The sequence below is a fragment of the Ureibacillus thermosphaericus genome (genome assembly GCF_012396605.1).
Taxonomy (GTDB): domain Bacteria; phylum Bacillota; class Bacilli; order Bacillales_A; family Planococcaceae; genus Ureibacillus; species Ureibacillus thermosphaericus.
In genome coordinates this window covers 20,912-37,105 of record NZ_JAAXPW010000024.1, presented here as the reverse complement: position 1 = coordinate 37,105, position 16,194 = coordinate 20,912, and the positions used below count along the sequence as shown (strand labels likewise).

Sequence of the window (16,194 nt, the reverse complement as noted above, 5' to 3'; positions counted from 1 at the left end):
AAGTGATAATCAAGGGGGGAGGTGGATACAAAATAGAAGGAATTAAAGCACCTAAACGTTGATGGGGTTAAGAAATTGGTAATTCTATCGGATATTTTCAGATATCCAAAAAATAAAAAAGACTGCAAACGCAGTCGTATCATCGGATGTTTGTAGCGCCCTCGGAGGGAATCGAACCCCCAGTGCAAGAACCGGAATCTTGAGTGTTATCCATTACACCACGAGGGCACATATCAAATAAAAGGTCTTCCCAAAATTTGCATATTTTATTACTATTTTTCATATAATAATAAATATGCATTGTGTTGTAAATAATCTGTTTCGTCTATGAATATTAACGACTTTATCATTATACACAGGTCTTCATAACAATTCAACCATTTAGCAAGAAGAAAGTTATTCTATTATAGATGATTAGGAATTTGTGTATATTCAATAAATTGCCCTTACTTTATATTTGACCATTCTTGACTAATATGTGTATGATAAACATACAAGCTGAAACAATTTCCGTTTCGGTACGTAGAAATATAAAGAAAATCAATTATTGGTTTAAGGAGGACGTAATAATGAATTTAGTTCCTACAGTTATTGAGCAAACAAGTCGTGGTGAGCGTGCTTACGATATTTATTCTCGCCTATTAAAAGACCGAATTATATTACTTGGAAGCCCAATTGATGATAATGTAGCAAACTCTATTGTAGCACAATTGTTATTCTTAGCTGCAGAAGATCCAGAAAAAGATATTTCGTTATACATTAACTCACCAGGTGGTTCAATTACTGCAGGTATGGCAATCTACGATACAATGCAATATATTAAACCAGATGTACAAACAATTTGTATCGGTATGGCAGCTTCCATGGGTGCTTTCCTCCTATCTGCAGGTGCAAAAGGAAAACGTTATGCATTGCCTAACGCAGAAGTGATGATTCACCAACCACTTGGCGGTGCTCAAGGGCAAGCTACTGAAATTGAAATTGCAGCTAAGCGCATTCTATTCTTACGTGATAAATTAAATAGACTATTGGCTGATCATACTGGTCAACCAATTGAAAAAATTGCGCAAGATACAGACCGTGATAACTTCATGACAGCTGAACAAGCTAAAGAATACGGTTTAATTGACCACATTATTTCTTCAAGTGAGGAAAAATAATCACGTAAATAAAAATTGTCACCCAATTATTATTGGGTGATAATTTTTTATTTTATCGATTTTCTTTCGCTGGATTCCAAGGCCAAACTCGAGGCCCTCGCCCTTTTTCAACCCTAGGTTTTGTCATTAATAAATTGCGACAAAGCGTATGCGACAAGTTTACTTGCCGTCTTTACTCAAATCGACATATCAAATATTCATCATAATTTATACTAATATATCGTTTCGTTCAAACCCTATTCTTTGTTATATTCCCCACTTGAAAATTTGTTTGAATATTTAAAAATAAAAAAACTCACAATTCTCGAAATGATTCGAAAAATTGCGAGCGTTTTCAATTTTTTCATAAATCAAACTTCTTTTTGGATGAAGGAAGATAATCCTTCAATTGCCTCATTTTCATCATTACCCTCAGCGATTAATTTTACTGTTGTACCTCTTGCAATGGCTAAGCTCATAATTCCCATTATAGATTTTGCATTTACTTTTTTATCATCTTTTTGCAGAAAAATATCTGCCTTATAACGATTCGCCTCTTGAACAAACAACGCCGCTTGTCGAGCTTGCAAGCCGGTCTTCAGTTTAACCTCCACTGTGGTTTCAACCATTTTCATTTTCACACCCTTTCTAAAACCGTTCATCTCATTTTATATCTATCTTAACGAAATTATTTAAAAAGAACAATGTGAATTCAATTTTATTATTTTATTACTTTTTCGCCACGGCGCAGCTTTTCGGCAATTTCATCAATCTTTCTTAAACGATGATTGATTCCTGACTTGCTGACTGTTCCCGTCGACACCATTTCTCCTAATTCTTTTAACGTGACATCTTGATGTTCGATGCGTAGCCTAGCGACTTCTCGCAATTTTTCTGGCAAATTATCGATACCAATTGTTTGATCAATAAATTTTATGTTTTCTACTTGCCTTAATGCTGCACCAATGGTTTTATTTAAGTTTGCTGTTTCGCAATTCACGATTCGATTCACGCTATTACGCATATCTCGTAAAATACGAACATCTTCAAACTTTAACATCGCTTGAAATGCGCCAGTTAAGCCAAGAAAATCTGAAATTTTTTCCGCTTCTTTTAAATAAGTAATGTGCCCTTTTTTACGATCAATGGTTTTCGCATTTAATTGAAATTCATTCATCAAATTGGCTAAAGCTTCACTATGCTCTTTATACATTGAATAAATTTCTAAATGATACGATGACGTCTCTGGATTATTAACAGATCCACCAGCTAAAAAAGCTCCTCTTAAGTAGGCTCTTTTTTGCTCATCTGTTTTCAATAACGATTGGGAAATAGAATGATTTAATTGAAACTCTCCTTGTAAAATATCAAGATCTTTTAATATTTCTTGCGCACCTTCACGAATGCGACAAATGTAAACGTTATTTTTCTTTAATCTCATTTTTTTGCGAACCAGCAATTCTACATTATATGGATAAAGCTTTTTAATAATCGTATAAATTCTTCTAGCTATTGCAGCGTTTTCTGTTTGCACATCTAAACTAAGTTGTTTATTTGAAAAAGAGAGCGTCCCATTCATGCGGATAATTGCAGAGACTTCTGCTTTTAAACATTGATCGCTCTCTTCAATTTGAGTCAATTCTTTTTTCGTTTCTGAAGCAAATGACATCGAAGCCCCCCCTCTCTTATGTAAATCGTTCATACTAATTTTTTATTTTTAATGAGTAATCGAGTAACCATTCTGCAATCGCTTCACCTTCATGTCGCACAACGCCGTTTTTAATTGTAGCGATATCTTTTTTAATTATTTCTAATCCGAGCTTTTCTAATTCTTCCACATCAACTTTAACGGGTTCAGCGTTTTGTTCTTTATAATTTGCTTTTATGGGGGATGGCAAATCATTGCTGTTCACTAAAATGGCATCTAAGAACGGTTTCCCGACATGCTCATATATTGCTTTGACATGATCAGCCGCTTTATATTGATTCGTTTCCCCTTGTTGCGTCATTAAATTGCAAATGTAAATTTTTCTAGCCTTCGATTGTACAACAGTTTCACCGATTTCTTTCACTATCAAATTCGGTATGATGCTTGTATAAAGACTACCAGGACCGATTAGTATCAAATCTGCATTTTTGATTGCACTTATTGCTTCTGGAAGGGGCTTTACATCTTCTGGCACTAAAAAAACGCGCTTTATGCGTTTGTTGGATAAAGGAATTTTCGATTCACCCTTTATGATTTCTCCGTCCCACAATTCTGCATGTAAATTCACTTGTCTATTTGCTGATGGAATAACTTTTCCGTGAACTTTCAACACTTTACTCATCTCGGCAATGGCACTGGAAAAATCGCCAATGATGTCAGTCAATGCAGTAATCATTAAATTCCCTAATGAATGACCCCCAAGATCTTTTGAATTGGAAAAGCGATATTGAAACATCTGTTCCACTAAAGGCTCCGTATCAGATAAAGCGGCAATGACATTCCGAATGTCTCCAGGAGGCGGAATATCATAATCATCCCGAAGTCTTCCGGAAGAACCGCCATCATCCGTTACCGTGACAATGGCAGTAATATGAAATGGATAGAGTTTTAACCCGCGTAATACTGTTGATAAACCGGTCCCTCCTCCAATGACAACGATATTGATTTTTTCCATTAAAACAATCCTCTCTAAGATCGAATATCACGGTGTGTTATTTCCGTTTGATATTTTTCACTTAAATATTTTCCAAAATATTCAGTTAATGTTACAGAGCGATGTTGACCGCCTGTACATCCAAAGGCAATCACCAATTGCGATTTTCCTTCTTTAACATATTGAGGAATAATAAAATCAAATAAGTTTTCTAATTTTTGAATTAATAATCGTGTTTCATTTGTGCTATAAACGTAATCATAGACTTCTTTATCCAACCCTGTTTTATTGCGCAATTCCTCAACATAATAAGGGTTTTTTAAGAATCTTACATCGAATACTAAGTCCGCATCAATAGGAATTCCATTTTTATAGCCAAAAGACATCACATTGATTGAAAACTTTGGACTCGTTGATACGGCGAATTCCTCTCCAATTCGCTCACGAAGCTCTCGTGGTTTCATATTGGAGGTATTGTAAATATAATGAGCCCTGCCTTTTAGCTCTGATAGCATTTCTCTTTCTTTTTTTATTCCATCTAATGGTAATCCACCCTGTGCTAACGGATGTTGGCGTCTCGTTTCTTTATATCGACGAACGAGCGTTTCATCATCTGCGTCTAAAAATAAAACTCGCATCTTTACATTTTTCTCTTTTTCTAAAATATCAAGTGCATCAATGAGAGAGTTGAAAAATTCTCCCCCTCGCATATCCATTACTGCTGCAACTTTTGAAATTCTTTTTTTCGACTGTTTCATCAATCTTAAAAAAGTTGTTAACAATTCTGGAGGTAAATTATCTATACAATAATACCCTAGATCTTCAAAACTTTGAACAGCTACTGTTTTGCCTGCACCGGACATGCCAGTAATGATGACTAATTCATGTTCGTGATCGATTTCACCCATTTTTTTCATCCCCTTCGATTAGCTCCATCGAAGTTTGATATTTCGCCTCGATTAATTCATAATCTTTTGTATAAACACACGTACCGTATTGAATCCCTTGTTTTAGCGCTGCAAATAATAAATTTTTTCGATCTCCTTCCGCCATTGGAAGGTGGTAAAGATCTTCAATTGGACGCCACTCTAAAATTCCCTCTCGATTTTCTTTATCTGGAATTCCTTCAACACCAGTCGCTACAAATGTAAATAGCATCCATTCATCAATTACTTCATCATTTTCTTTAATAACAATTGTATTGACACCTTTTAAATGGGCATTTTTAGGAGTAACATTCGTCTCCTCTCGAAATTCCCTTACTGCTGCTTCAACAATGGATTCACCGCTTTCCATTTTCCCGCCTGGTGCGACATACCAACCTCTTCTCGGTTTTTTAAGAAGCAGAACTTGTCCATCTTGTATTGCTAATAAATTTGCAATTCTTTGCATAAACGACACCTCGAATCTTTGTTACTCCTACTACTGTTATTATACCGCGACTCTTTTCGTTCGGTACAAAAAATGCTATGGAAACAATCTATTATTTTAATTTATGATTGGAAGGCGTTCCGTAGAATATTCAAAAAAAAAGTTGTTCCCAAAATGGAAACAACAAAATATATAAATCTAAAAGGGGGGTTAAATTCTAATTTTATTATACCCCTTATCAATGGTAATAAAAGTTACAATATAGTTAATTTCTCATTACCTTTTGTTCACTAATTTTTCTTTTAGTTCTTCAACATAATGTTGCGCAGACTGGGCTGCAATACTTCCGTCTCCCGTTGCTGTAACAATTTGTCGCAACATTTTATCACGTACGTCTCCTGCTGCAAAAATACCTTTTACAGATGTTTCCATTTTTTCATTTGTCATAATATAACCATCATCGTTTAAAATACCTAAATTTTTAAACGGAGCAGTTAATGGTACCATACCGATATAAACAAAGACACCATCACATGGAACTTCCTTTTCAGAACCATCTACTGTTGAAACAAGCGTTACACTGCCGACTTTTCCGTCTTTCTCGTTAATTTCTTTCACTGTGTGGTTCCAAATGAAGTCAACTTTTTCATTAGCGAAAGCGCGGTCTTGTAAAATTTTCTGTGCACGTAATTTATCGCGGCGGTGCACGATTGTAACTTTTTCAGCAAATCGAGTTAAATATACTCCTTCTTCAACTGCTGAGTCTCCACCACCGACAACAATTAAATTCTTTCCTTTAAAGAAAGCTCCGTCACATACTGCACAATAACTAACACCACGGCCTCCTAGTTCGCTTTCACCAGGAACTCCTAATTTTTTATATTCAGCACCAGTTGCGATGATGATGGAACGAGCTTTATACTCTTTTGAACCTGCTTTGATGATTTTATATTCCTCTCCATCAATGATTTCTGTTACATCGCCATAAGCATACTCCGCACCGAATTTTTTCGCATGTTCAAACATTTTTGTTGATAATTCTGGTCCTAAAATGGATTCAAATCCTGGATAGTTTTCCACTTCTTCCGTATTTGCCATTTGCCCGCCAGGAATTCCACGTTCTAACATTAAAGTTGAAAGGTTTGCACGTGAAGTATATACCGCTGCAGTCATCCCTGCTGGACCTGCCCCGATAATAATGCAATCATAAATTTTTTCTTCAGCCATTTTTAATTCCTCCTAATTACTTCTAATGTAGTCTAACGAATTAGGAACTTCAAATAGTTTGCTTATTCCTCGTCAAAAGGTAGAAATTTTAGTAATTGGTCAACATACTTCGTTAATGTAGAAACAGTAATTTCGTGTTTTTCCGCAAATTGTTTTTTCGTCACTCGATTTGACTTAACCGTTGAAAAATACATATATTCCACTGCAGCGGCAAGAGCTTTTACATTTTTAAATTCATAGCCATTCAAAAAGGCTTTTTCAGATAGGACAAACCACATTTGATATAAGTATTGTAATTCAAGTGTTAATGCTTCCGTTTTATTATAAAGTTCTTCCGCCACTCCAATTAAACGAGTGAAATTTCTTTCCATTTTGTTTTTAAGATTAAATTGATGATTAAGTGCATAAGCTAAACAAAGTTTTTCTAAGCCGTTGTATTTTGAAAGATCTATTAATTTTGGATGAGAAATAATTTCCTGTTTAAATGCCGATTTACTGAGCAGGAAAAAGCCAAACATTCGATGTGCCGGATAATCGCTATTAATTTTCTTAATAATGTATTCTCGATTTTGATCAAGCGTTGGAATTTCTGTGATTTCTTTATTTTTAATGTGTTTCCATGGCTCCATTCCCTTTTTCGAAGGATCAATACGAATTAACATTTCCCAAGCTTTTTCAGCTTCCTTCACATGATTGGAAAAGTAAGCCGCTTGACTTAACCAAAAATAAAAACCTGAATCACTTGGTGCCATTCGTTTCGACATGCTGTGAAGCCATTTGTAGGCTAAATCATATTCTCCAATCAATGCTAATGTTGCACCAAGTTTATATCGATTATCAAAATCAAATGGATGTACTTTTTTTAATATGTCCACTAATTGTTTCAGATTTGACTCGTCTTTTTCATAATATGCAATGATGGTTAAATTACATAATGCATGCAAATTTCCAACATTTTCTCGAAGAACATGATGTAAAACTGCTTTTGATTGTTCCAAATCTCCTACATAAAAGTATGCAAGAGATAAATTGTTATAAGCAGCCCAAAGCTCAGGATATTGATCAACAAGCTCTTCTAACACTTCAATCGCTTCATTAAATTGGCTATTTTCCATTAATCGACGAGCTTTTTCTTGCTGAATGAATTGATCGTATGAATCCTCTTCCAAATCTTCCAATTCATTTTGTTCAAAATAAGCGAAATCGATTATTTCCTTAGCTTCCAATGCATAATAACCATCAGGATCAAGTTCTAAATATTTTTCTGCATATTTTTTTGCATCATTCATTAAACCTAAATAACCGGACACTTCCGCTAAATAATAAATATGTTCCGGTTCATCTGGTTCAATGCAATATGCAGTATGAATCAATTCATAAGCCTTTTCAAAATTTTGGGCGCTTAATTCTAATAGGCCATAATGCATTAATACATGAGCATCATCCGGACTCAATTCTGCAGCTCTTTTCATATATTTATACGCTCGATCCATTTGGTCCTTTTCCAACGCTTTTATTGCTTTATTGAAATAATATTCACCATCTGGAATAAACGAGACAATGTTGTTTTTACCTTTCTGTTGCTTCTTTTCCAAAATGAACCTCCGAGACAATAAATAAGGAACGTTTTAAAAACGTTCCTTTTCTAATCCATTTTATTATATCACATTTCCAACCTACGTCATGGCAAATGCTTTAAAAGAATGATGAAATTATTTTGTATTTTTTGTGCTCGCTCTCTTTTGTTGATGGCGTTCTACCAACACTTCTAGCACATCGTACACGCTAATTTTTTGTTCCTGTAATAATACAAGTAGATGATAAATCAAATCAGCTGCTTCCCATTTTACTTCTTCCGGATTTCTATTTTTCGCACCAATCACTACTTCTGTTGCTTCTTCGCCAACTTTTTTACAGATTTTATCAATGCCTTCATTGAATAAATAAGTAGTATAAGCTCCTTCTGGCATCTCTTTTTCGCGTTTCTCAATGATTTCTACTAATTCTGGGATAATACCAACGCTTCCAACTTTCCCTTTCTCCACAACTGTTTCTGTGAAGCAGGAAGTTGTTCCATTATGACAAGCAGGGCCAGCAGGGATGACTTCAACAACTAGCGCATCTTGGTCGCAATCAGTTGTTATTGAAACAACCTTTTGCGTATTTCCGCTCGTTTCTCCTTTATGCCAAAGTTCATTACGAGAACGTGAAAAAAACCACGTTTCTCCAGTTTCCACCGTTTTATGTAGCGATTCTAAATTCATATAAGCGACTGTTAATATTTCTTTCGTACGTGCATCTTGTACAACAGCAGGGATTAAACCCTTTTCATCAAATTTTAAATTTTCAATTTTCATCATCTGACACAAACTCCTTTTTCGCGCAAATAGGCTTTTACTTCTGCCACGCTTGTTTCTTTATAGTGGAAAATCGATGCTGCAAGGGCTGCGTCAGCATCAACATCTTGTAATACTTCTCGGAAATGCTCCTTATTGCCTGCACCACCGCTTGCGATAACCGGCACAGTCACCGCATCACGAATTGCTTTCGTTAACGCTAAATCAAATCCTGTTTTTTCGCCATCTCTATTCATACTTGTTAATAAAATTTCTCCTGCTCCAAGTTCCACCGCTTTTTTTGCCCATTCAACAGCAGTCCAATTCGTTTTATTTCGCCCACCATGGGTATAAACCATCCAAGTACCGTCTTCTTCAGAATAACGTGCATCAATAGCGACAACAATGCATTGCGAGCCAAAATAATCTGCACCTTCTCTAATTAATTCTGGTCTTTCGATTGCTGATGTGTTGACTGATACCTTATCCGCTCCAGCTCGTAAAATTCGTTTCATATCCTCTAACGTGCGAATTCCGCCTCCCACCGTAAATGGAATCGCAAGTTCTGTAGCCGTTTTTTTCACAACTTCAACCATCGTTTGTCTGCCTTCGAAAGAGGCTGATATATCTAAAAACACAAGTTCATCTGCACCTTGTTCATCATAATACTTTGCCAATTCTACCGGATCTCCTGCATCCCGCAGACCTACAAATTGTATACCCTTTACGACTCTTCCATCTTTTACATCTAAACAAGGTATGATCCGTTTTGTTAACATCTAATTCACCCCTTGCAGCCACTTTTTCAGTAAATAAACGCCGAATTCTCCTGATTTTTCAGGATGGAACTGCATACCGCAAACATTGCCGCTTTGAACAATGCCGGGAACATTCACACCAAAATAGTCGGCAGATGCCACCACTTGAGAGGAGGTAGTATTTGCATAATAAGAGTGAACAAAATAGACATGTTTGTCCTCTGGCATTCCTTCCCCCTCTAACCATTTTGGAATTGAGTGAAATATCAATGAGTTCCAGCCCATATGAGGAACTCGGTATTTTTCTCCCTGCTCAGAAATTCCAGAAAAACGAACGATTTTTCCTTCAAAAAATCCGAAACCTTTTGTCGGAGCAACTTCTTCACTTTCTTCAAATAACAGCTGCATTCCTAAACAAATGCCAAGAAGTGGTTTACTGTTCTTTACTTCATTTCGAATAAACTGATCAAGCCCAGTTTCTTTTAGCTTCTTCATTGCATCAGGAAAAGCGCCGACTCCGGGCAATATGAGAGCATCAGCTTCACTTAACACCTCTGTTTTGGATGAAAGAATTACTTCTGCATCTAATTTTTTTAACGCTTGTACAACGCTAAATAAATTTCCCATGCCATAATCGATTACACCAATTTTCATGTAAGTAGTCCTTTCGTTGAAGGTACTCCTTTAACTCGTGGATCGATTTGAACAGCGTCATCAATCGCGCGAGCAAGGGCTTTAAAAATCGCTTCTATAATATGATGTGTGTTATGTCCATAAGGAACGATTACATGGACATTCATTCTTGCTTCTAAAGCAAACTTCCATAAAAATTCATGTACTAATTCCGTATCGAATGTTCCTACTTTTTCCTTCAATTCAGGCGCAACACGATATTCTAAGTGAGGACGATTAGAGCAGTCTACAACCACTTGTGCCAATGCATCATCCATTGGTACAAAAGCATTTCCGTATCGACGAATGCCTCGTTTATCACCTAACGCTTCTCGAACTGCTTGTCCTAAAACGATTCCGAGATCTTCTGTTGTATGATGATCATCAATATGAGTATCACCGTTTGCAACAATCTTCCCATCAAACAATCCATGCTTCATAAACAAATCGAGCATGTGATCCATAAAAGGAACACCTGTATCAACTTCTGCTTTTCCTTCTCCATCTAAATAAAATTCTATTTTGATTTGCGTTTCTTTCGTTGTTCGTTCGATTTGAGCAAATCGTTTCTTTGTTTGTGTCATTTAGTTTTCACCTTTCTTCCAACCTCTCGATTCTACAGCTCTTGCGTGAGCTTCTAAGCCTTCCATGCGGGCAAGTCTTGCAATTTTTTGCACATTCTCTTTCCATGTTTGTTCTGTATAATAAACAATGTTTGTCTTTTTAATAAAATCATCTACATTTAATCCGCTAGCAAAGCGCGCTGTGCTATTTGTCGGCAATACGTGGTTCGGACCAGCAAAGTAATCCCCGACCGGCTCAGAGCTGTAACGGCCGATAAAGATTGCACCCGCATGGCGGATACCCTCACTCACTTTTTCCGCATTTTCAGTCACAATTTCTAAGTGTTCAGGTGCAAGCGTATTTACTGCTTCCACTGCCTGATCCATATTTTCTGCAATATAAATATGTCCAAAGTTTTCAATAGAAGCTCTTGCAATTTCTTCTCTCGGAAGTTGTTTTAATTGATTTTCCACCTGTTCGCTCACAGCTTGTGCCAACTTTTCGCTCGTTGTAATTAGAATGGCGCATGCCTGTTTGTCATGTTCCGCTTGGCTTAATAAATCTGCTGCGATTTCATCTGGATAAGCCGAATCATCTGCGATTATACAAATTTCACTTGGTCCAGCAATCATATCAATCGCTACTTCACCAAATACTTCTCTTTTTGCTAATGCAACAAAAATGTTCCCTGGACCTGTAATTTTATCGACAGGAGCAATTGATTCCGTTCCATAGGCCAACGCTGCAATCGCTTGGGCACCGCCAATTTTATAAATTTCATTCACGCCCAGAATGTTAGCTGAAACAAGAACTGCAGGGGGAAGTTTACCATCCTTTCCACAAGGAGAAGTAATGACGATGCGTTTTACCCCTGCAACTTGAGCAGGAATAACATTCATCAATACAGAGGAAGGATAAGCGGCAGACCCACCCGGCACGTATAATCCTACCGAATCTAGTGGAACAATCCGTTGAGCAAGGTACGATCCGTCAGTTAACGGCAATGTATACCCATTTCTTTTTTGCGCTTCGTGATAATTGCGAATATTGTTTGCCGCTTCTTCTAAGTCCTGCTTTAATTGAGGGTCAAAGTGTTGAAGCGCTTCATTGATTTCTTCTTCTGTCACACGTAAATCAGAAAGAACAATTCCATCCCACATTTCCGTATATTTACGAACAGCTTGATCGCCGTTTTCACGAACATCTGCCAACACTTGACGTACCGTTTTTAGCTGCTCTTCATTTCCGCTCTCAAGTTCTCTTTTTAACGAAATGTTTTTAGATAACTTAGAAATTTTCATGTTGTTTGACCTTCCCTCTATTTCACAATTTTCTTCAATCGGGATACAATTTCTTGAATTCGTGCATTTTTCATTCTGTAGCTTACTGGGTTTGCAATTAAACGAGAAGACACATCGGCAATGTGTTCATATTCCACTAGTCCATTTTCCTTTAATGTTCTTCCCGTTGAAACAATATCCACAATGCGATCAGCAAGACCAATCATCGGCGCAAGTTCAATAGACCCGTTCAATTCAATGATTTCCACTTGCTCACCAATGCCCTTATAATAATTCATTGCAATATTTGGATATTTCGTAGCTATGCGAGGTGCAATTTCATCCATTTCTGTATTTGGCAAGCCTGCTGATGCGATATGACATTTACTAATTTTTAAATCCAATAGCTCATGCACAATTCTTTGCTGTTCTAATAATACGTCCTTCCCTGCAATTCCAATATCTGCAACGCCATGCTCTACATAAACGGGAACATCCATTGGTTTCGCTAAAATAAATCGAATGTTCTCTTCTGGAATTTCAATCATTAGCTTCCGTGACATTTCCACTTCTTCCGGCAATTGAAATCCAGCATCTATTAACATTTGAAACGCTTCTTCAAAAATGCGTCCTTTCGGCATAGCAATCGTTAATTCACTATTCATTGTTCTTCCCCCTGGCTCAATTCAACGACCCGACTAAACAATTTTGTAAATGCATCTTTATTAATCAATCCTTCTTTCGCTTGTACCGTTACACGAGCACCCTGTTGTCTTAACTTATTTGCAAGTTCTAACGCCCTATTAAATTCCTCATCTTCAAATAGGATGCAAACAGTCTCTTCAACCATTTCTTCTTTAGGCAATGCCTCAAGAAGTCGATCGATGCGAATGCCAAAACCTGTTGCTCCTACATCACTACCGAATAAATTTAATAAACCATCATAACGTCCACCATTTCCTAGTGGGAAACCACTTCCTGATGCGAAAATCTCAAATAACATGCCAGTATAATAATTCATGTGGCTAGATAGTGTAAAATCGAAAGAAACATATTGTGAAAGATTGCATGCTTCAATTAATTTAGCAAGTTGTTTCATATATTCTACACCATCGTTTTTTCGTACATATTTTTCCATATCTTCGATGGCAGCTAAGTTTGTTGCTTCATTAATAAATTCGAGCAATGCATTTGCTTTTGTTACAGGCAAATCAAATTCATGCACCGCTTCTTCAAATCCCACATAGTTACGCTCAACAAGCAATCTTTGTAAAGTTTCCCGTTGATAATCGTGGTCTGTATAATCATTTAAAATATCATGCAGTACACCTGCATGCCCAATGGTTAATTTGAATGATTCAATTCCAAACTCTTTCATCAATTCGATTACTATTATCAGTACTTCCGCATCAGCGTAAACCGATTTATCTCCAATAATTTCAATGCCCATCTGACCAAATTCGGCTGGTCTTCCACCTTCCATTTGTTGCGCACGGAAAACATTTGCCGAATAAGCTAGTCGGAGTGGGATTTTTTCTTTTAATAATTTAGATGTCGCAACCCTTGTGATGGGTGTCGTCATATCAGGACGCAAGACAAGGGTATTTCCTTGGCTATCCACCAATTTAAAAAGGGATGCGTCAGAAATAGCTGATGCTTTTCCAACAGTATCGTAATATTCTAAAGTTGGTGTCTCAATAAAATCAAACCCACGAGAACGTAAAAATTGTCGACCTATTTGCCTTGTTCTTTCGATCTTTTCATATATAGGCGGGAATGTATCTCTCATTCCTAGAGGTTTTTCAAACTTTTTGATTGATGACATATTCACACATCCTGTTATTTATACTTTAACATATTAGAGTGTTAGATAATTAGAGAATTAGTATATGAAAGCATTTTATCGAACTTTCAAAGATTCGTCAATTCAAAATTGGAGGTAATAGGAAATTATATATTTTCTAAACTGTTTCTACTATTCTGATAATTTGAGTGATTATGTTATATCCTTTGAATAGAACTTTTAATTACTCCTATTTTATAAAAAAAGATGCCTAGAAAGATTCATCTTTCTAAACATCCTCTTTCCCACTCACCTGTTTTTTTCTTCTCCGCTCCGCCATTTCTTCAGCTGTGAAAATGATGCGCATGGGATTTCCACCGACCATCGCCCCAGCTGGAACATCTTTATTCACTAATGTAGCAGCCGAAACGATTGCTCCATCGCCAATTTCGACACCAGGCAAGATGGTGGAATTCGCTCCCACCATCACTTCATTTCCTATTTTCACATCGCCTAATCGATATTCATCAATTAAATATTCATGAGCTAAAATCGTTGTATTATATCCAATAATCGTGTTATCACCAATTGAAATACGCTCTGGAAACATCGTGTCAGGCATTACCATTAGTGCAAGAGAAGTTCTCTTCCCGATTTTCATTTTCAAAAAGGTGCGATAAATCCAATTTTTTAATCCCATAAACGGAGTAATTCGACCAATTTGAATAAAAATAAAACATTTTACAACCTTCCATAAAGAAACGGTTTTATATACATGCCATAAAGAGTTGGCGCCTCCTTGAACTTTGTATGTTTCAGTTCTCCGCATATTACAACCCCTTCACGATTGTTAGTAAATCGGAAATATGATGCAACATATAATCCGGTTGGAATTGTCTTAAATATTCTTCTCCTTTAATTGACCAAGCAACTCCAGCTGTTTTAATACCTGCATTTTTTCCTGCTAAAATATCGTGATAATTATCCCCAATCATCAAAGCTTTCTCTTTTGGCATTTTCAAACGCTCTAATGCTAATAAAACTGGTTCCGGATCTGGTTTTACTTTCGTAACATCTTCTAAACCTATCCAGAAATCAAAGTAATGTTCTGCTTTCATGAATTGAAGTCCTCGTTCGATCGTATCCCTTTTTTTCGTTGAGACAATTGCTAATTTATGCCCTTGCTTTTTTAATTCTTCTAAAGTTTCATTGACACCATCGAACTCTTTCACATAATGATCATGATAAGCATGATTCCATTGGCGATATTTTGCAATCATTTCATCGACTTCATTTGGCGCAATTTGTTCAAAAGTCTCTTTTAATGACGGACCAATGAAGTTGATGCAATCTTGTGGCGAATATTGCCCAGGAAATTTGTCGTTTAATACATGCATAAATGTTTGGATAATTAATTCATTTGTATTTAATAACGTTCCATCAAAGTCAAATAATAAGGCTTTCATTCTTACTGGACCACTTCCCTATTTAATGCCTTTAGTTCTGTTCTATTCCAAATAAATGCAACAATAATCGTCAGTACAAATGCTGTAATTACTCGTATAATTAATAAAGGTAAAATCGGAATTCCTAAAGGCGCAAAAATAAGCGTATCCTCAATCACCGCGTGACATGCAACTAAAAAGATAAAGCATAATGTAGCATCTTTTTTACTCACACCATCTTCTTGTACTGATTGAATCATCACACCTGCTCCATAGGCTAAACCAATTACTAATCCAGCAACTAATGTCATCGCTGCATTTGGTTTTACTCCAATTACTTTCGTCAATGGAGCCAGTAAATTTGATAATTTATCTAAGAAATGATAGTCACGTAAATATTGCACGACAATCATTAAAGGAATGACAATAATTAATAATTGCAAAATCCCTAAACTCGCTTTTTGGAGTCCAAGTAATAATATTTCTCCCCAACCGTCCGGATTAGGATTTTGTGCAGGAACTAAGCCATACTTTGCAATTTCTCCTCCACCGTTCCAAAGAAATCGAATCACTAAAGCAGATAAAATCGCTAAACCAAATCTAACAGTAAGAATTACCCATAGTTTTACTCCTACCTTTAATGCAACACCTGTTTCAATGAAAATGTTGTGGGAGAAAGATAGCATAACTGCAAGAATAAACACTTCTTTGACAGTCAACTCAACTGAAAGTATTCCAGCAATCCCTGCATATAAATTTAAAAAGTTCCCTAGCACAAGGGGAATAGCGGCTTCACCACTTAATCCTAGAATTCCCATGAATGGTTCAATCAAGTCAATGAGCCAAGGTAATATTGGTGTAAATTGTAAAATTGTCACAATAAACGTAATTGGAAAAATAACTTTACTTAAAGACCAGGCTGTTTTACCGCCTGCAATGAACCCCTTTTTCAACGTTGACATTCTCATTTTTCCTTT

At 36.4% G+C, this 16,194-nt stretch carries 18 protein-coding genes and 1 tRNA gene; 1 reads left to right on the top strand and 18 read right to left on the bottom strand.

Features of this window, described 5'->3' with window-relative positions:
* Window positions 1-156: 156 nt before the first annotated feature.
* Window positions 157-228, bottom strand: a tRNA-Arg gene (locus HF990_RS10195).
* Between the two features lie 341 nt (window positions 229-569).
* Between HF990_RS10195 and clpP the strand changes: the two genes are divergently transcribed.
* Complete coding sequence (gene clpP / locus HF990_RS10190; RefSeq protein WP_016838692.1) at window positions 570-1,160, top strand: ATP-dependent Clp endopeptidase proteolytic subunit ClpP; 591 nt, start codon at window positions 570-572, stop codon at window positions 1,158-1,160.
* 350 nt (window positions 1,161-1,510) lie between these two features.
* Here the strand turns inward: clpP and HF990_RS10185 are convergent, their stop codons facing one another.
* The 17 genes from HF990_RS10185 to HF990_RS10105 form a co-directional block, all read right to left on the bottom strand.
* A complete protein-coding gene (locus HF990_RS10185) occupies window positions 1,511-1,768 on the bottom strand; it encodes an HPr family phosphocarrier protein (protein ID WP_026019099.1) in 258 nt (85 codons plus the stop codon).
* Between the two features lie 92 nt (window positions 1,769-1,860).
* Window positions 1,861-2,808, bottom strand: coding sequence for a DNA-binding protein WhiA (gene whiA, locus HF990_RS10180; RefSeq protein ID WP_016838695.1), 948 nt, complete (start codon window positions 2,806-2,808; stop codon window positions 1,861-1,863).
* 34 nt (window positions 2,809-2,842) lie between these two features.
* Window positions 2,843-3,802: a gluconeogenesis factor YvcK family protein gene (locus tag HF990_RS10175; protein ID WP_016838696.1), complete on the bottom strand. Its 960-nt coding sequence runs from the start codon at window positions 3,800-3,802 to the stop codon at window positions 2,843-2,845.
* A 14-nt stretch (window positions 3,803-3,816) separates the two neighbouring features.
* On the bottom strand, window positions 3,817-4,689 hold the full coding sequence (gene rapZ / locus HF990_RS10170) for an RNase adapter RapZ (RefSeq protein ID WP_168412536.1): 873 nt from the start codon (window positions 4,687-4,689) through the stop codon (window positions 3,817-3,819).
* The gene (locus HF990_RS10165) at window positions 4,682-5,173 is read right to left on the bottom strand and encodes an NUDIX hydrolase (protein ID WP_016838699.1); all 492 of its coding nucleotides are present in this window, start codon (window positions 5,171-5,173) and stop codon (window positions 4,682-4,684) included. Before HF990_RS10165 ends, rapZ begins: the two co-directional genes overlap by 8 nt.
* 255 nt (window positions 5,174-5,428) lie before the next feature.
* On the bottom strand, window positions 5,429-6,379 hold the full coding sequence (trxB, locus tag HF990_RS10160; protein ID WP_016838700.1) for a thioredoxin-disulfide reductase: 951 nt from the start codon (window positions 6,377-6,379) through the stop codon (window positions 5,429-5,431).
* Window positions 6,380-6,441: 62 nt separating this feature from the next.
* Window positions 6,442-7,974: a tetratricopeptide repeat protein gene (locus HF990_RS10155; protein ID WP_016838702.1), complete on the bottom strand. Its 1,533-nt coding sequence runs from the start codon at window positions 7,972-7,974 to the stop codon at window positions 6,442-6,444.
* A gap of 117 nt (window positions 7,975-8,091) precedes the next feature.
* Window positions 8,092-8,736: a bifunctional phosphoribosyl-AMP cyclohydrolase/phosphoribosyl-ATP diphosphatase HisIE gene (gene hisIE / locus HF990_RS10150; RefSeq protein WP_184656236.1), complete on the bottom strand. Its 645-nt coding sequence runs from the start codon at window positions 8,734-8,736 to the stop codon at window positions 8,092-8,094.
* On the bottom strand, window positions 8,736-9,494 hold the full coding sequence (hisF, locus tag HF990_RS10145) for an imidazole glycerol phosphate synthase subunit HisF (RefSeq protein WP_016838705.1): 759 nt from the start codon (window positions 9,492-9,494) through the stop codon (window positions 8,736-8,738). The genes hisIE and hisF overlap by 1 nt, the downstream gene beginning before the upstream one ends.
* A complete protein-coding gene (gene hisH / locus HF990_RS10140; protein ID WP_016838706.1) occupies window positions 9,495-10,127 on the bottom strand; it encodes an imidazole glycerol phosphate synthase subunit HisH in 633 nt (210 codons plus the stop codon).
* Entirely contained in the window at window positions 10,124-10,729 is a 606-nt protein-coding gene (gene hisB, locus HF990_RS10135) for an imidazoleglycerol-phosphate dehydratase HisB (RefSeq protein WP_016838707.1), read from the bottom strand. The genes hisH and hisB overlap by 4 nt, the downstream gene beginning before the upstream one ends.
* Window positions 10,730-12,010: a histidinol dehydrogenase gene (hisD, locus tag HF990_RS10130; RefSeq protein WP_016838708.1), complete on the bottom strand. Its 1,281-nt coding sequence runs from the start codon at window positions 12,008-12,010 to the stop codon at window positions 10,730-10,732.
* 17 nt (window positions 12,011-12,027) lie between these two features.
* On the bottom strand, window positions 12,028-12,654 hold the full coding sequence (gene hisG / locus HF990_RS10125; protein ID WP_016838709.1) for an ATP phosphoribosyltransferase: 627 nt from the start codon (window positions 12,652-12,654) through the stop codon (window positions 12,028-12,030).
* Window positions 12,651-13,814: an ATP phosphoribosyltransferase regulatory subunit gene (locus HF990_RS10120; protein ID WP_016838710.1), complete on the bottom strand. Its 1,164-nt coding sequence runs from the start codon at window positions 13,812-13,814 to the stop codon at window positions 12,651-12,653. Before HF990_RS10120 ends, hisG begins: the two co-directional genes overlap by 4 nt.
* Window positions 13,815-14,061: 247 nt before the next feature.
* The gene (locus HF990_RS10115; RefSeq protein ID WP_168412535.1) at window positions 14,062-14,601 is read right to left on the bottom strand and encodes an acyltransferase; all 540 of its coding nucleotides are present in this window, start codon (window positions 14,599-14,601) and stop codon (window positions 14,062-14,064) included.
* Between the two features lies 1 nt (window position 14,602).
* Entirely contained in the window at window positions 14,603-15,238 is a 636-nt protein-coding gene (gene ppaX / locus HF990_RS10110; protein WP_016838712.1) for a pyrophosphatase PpaX, read from the bottom strand.
* Between the two features lie 2 nt (window positions 15,239-15,240).
* On the bottom strand, window positions 15,241-16,179 hold the full coding sequence (locus tag HF990_RS10105) for a nucleoside recognition domain-containing protein (protein ID WP_016838713.1): 939 nt from the start codon (window positions 16,177-16,179) through the stop codon (window positions 15,241-15,243).
* Window positions 16,180-16,194 lie beyond the last annotated feature (15 nt).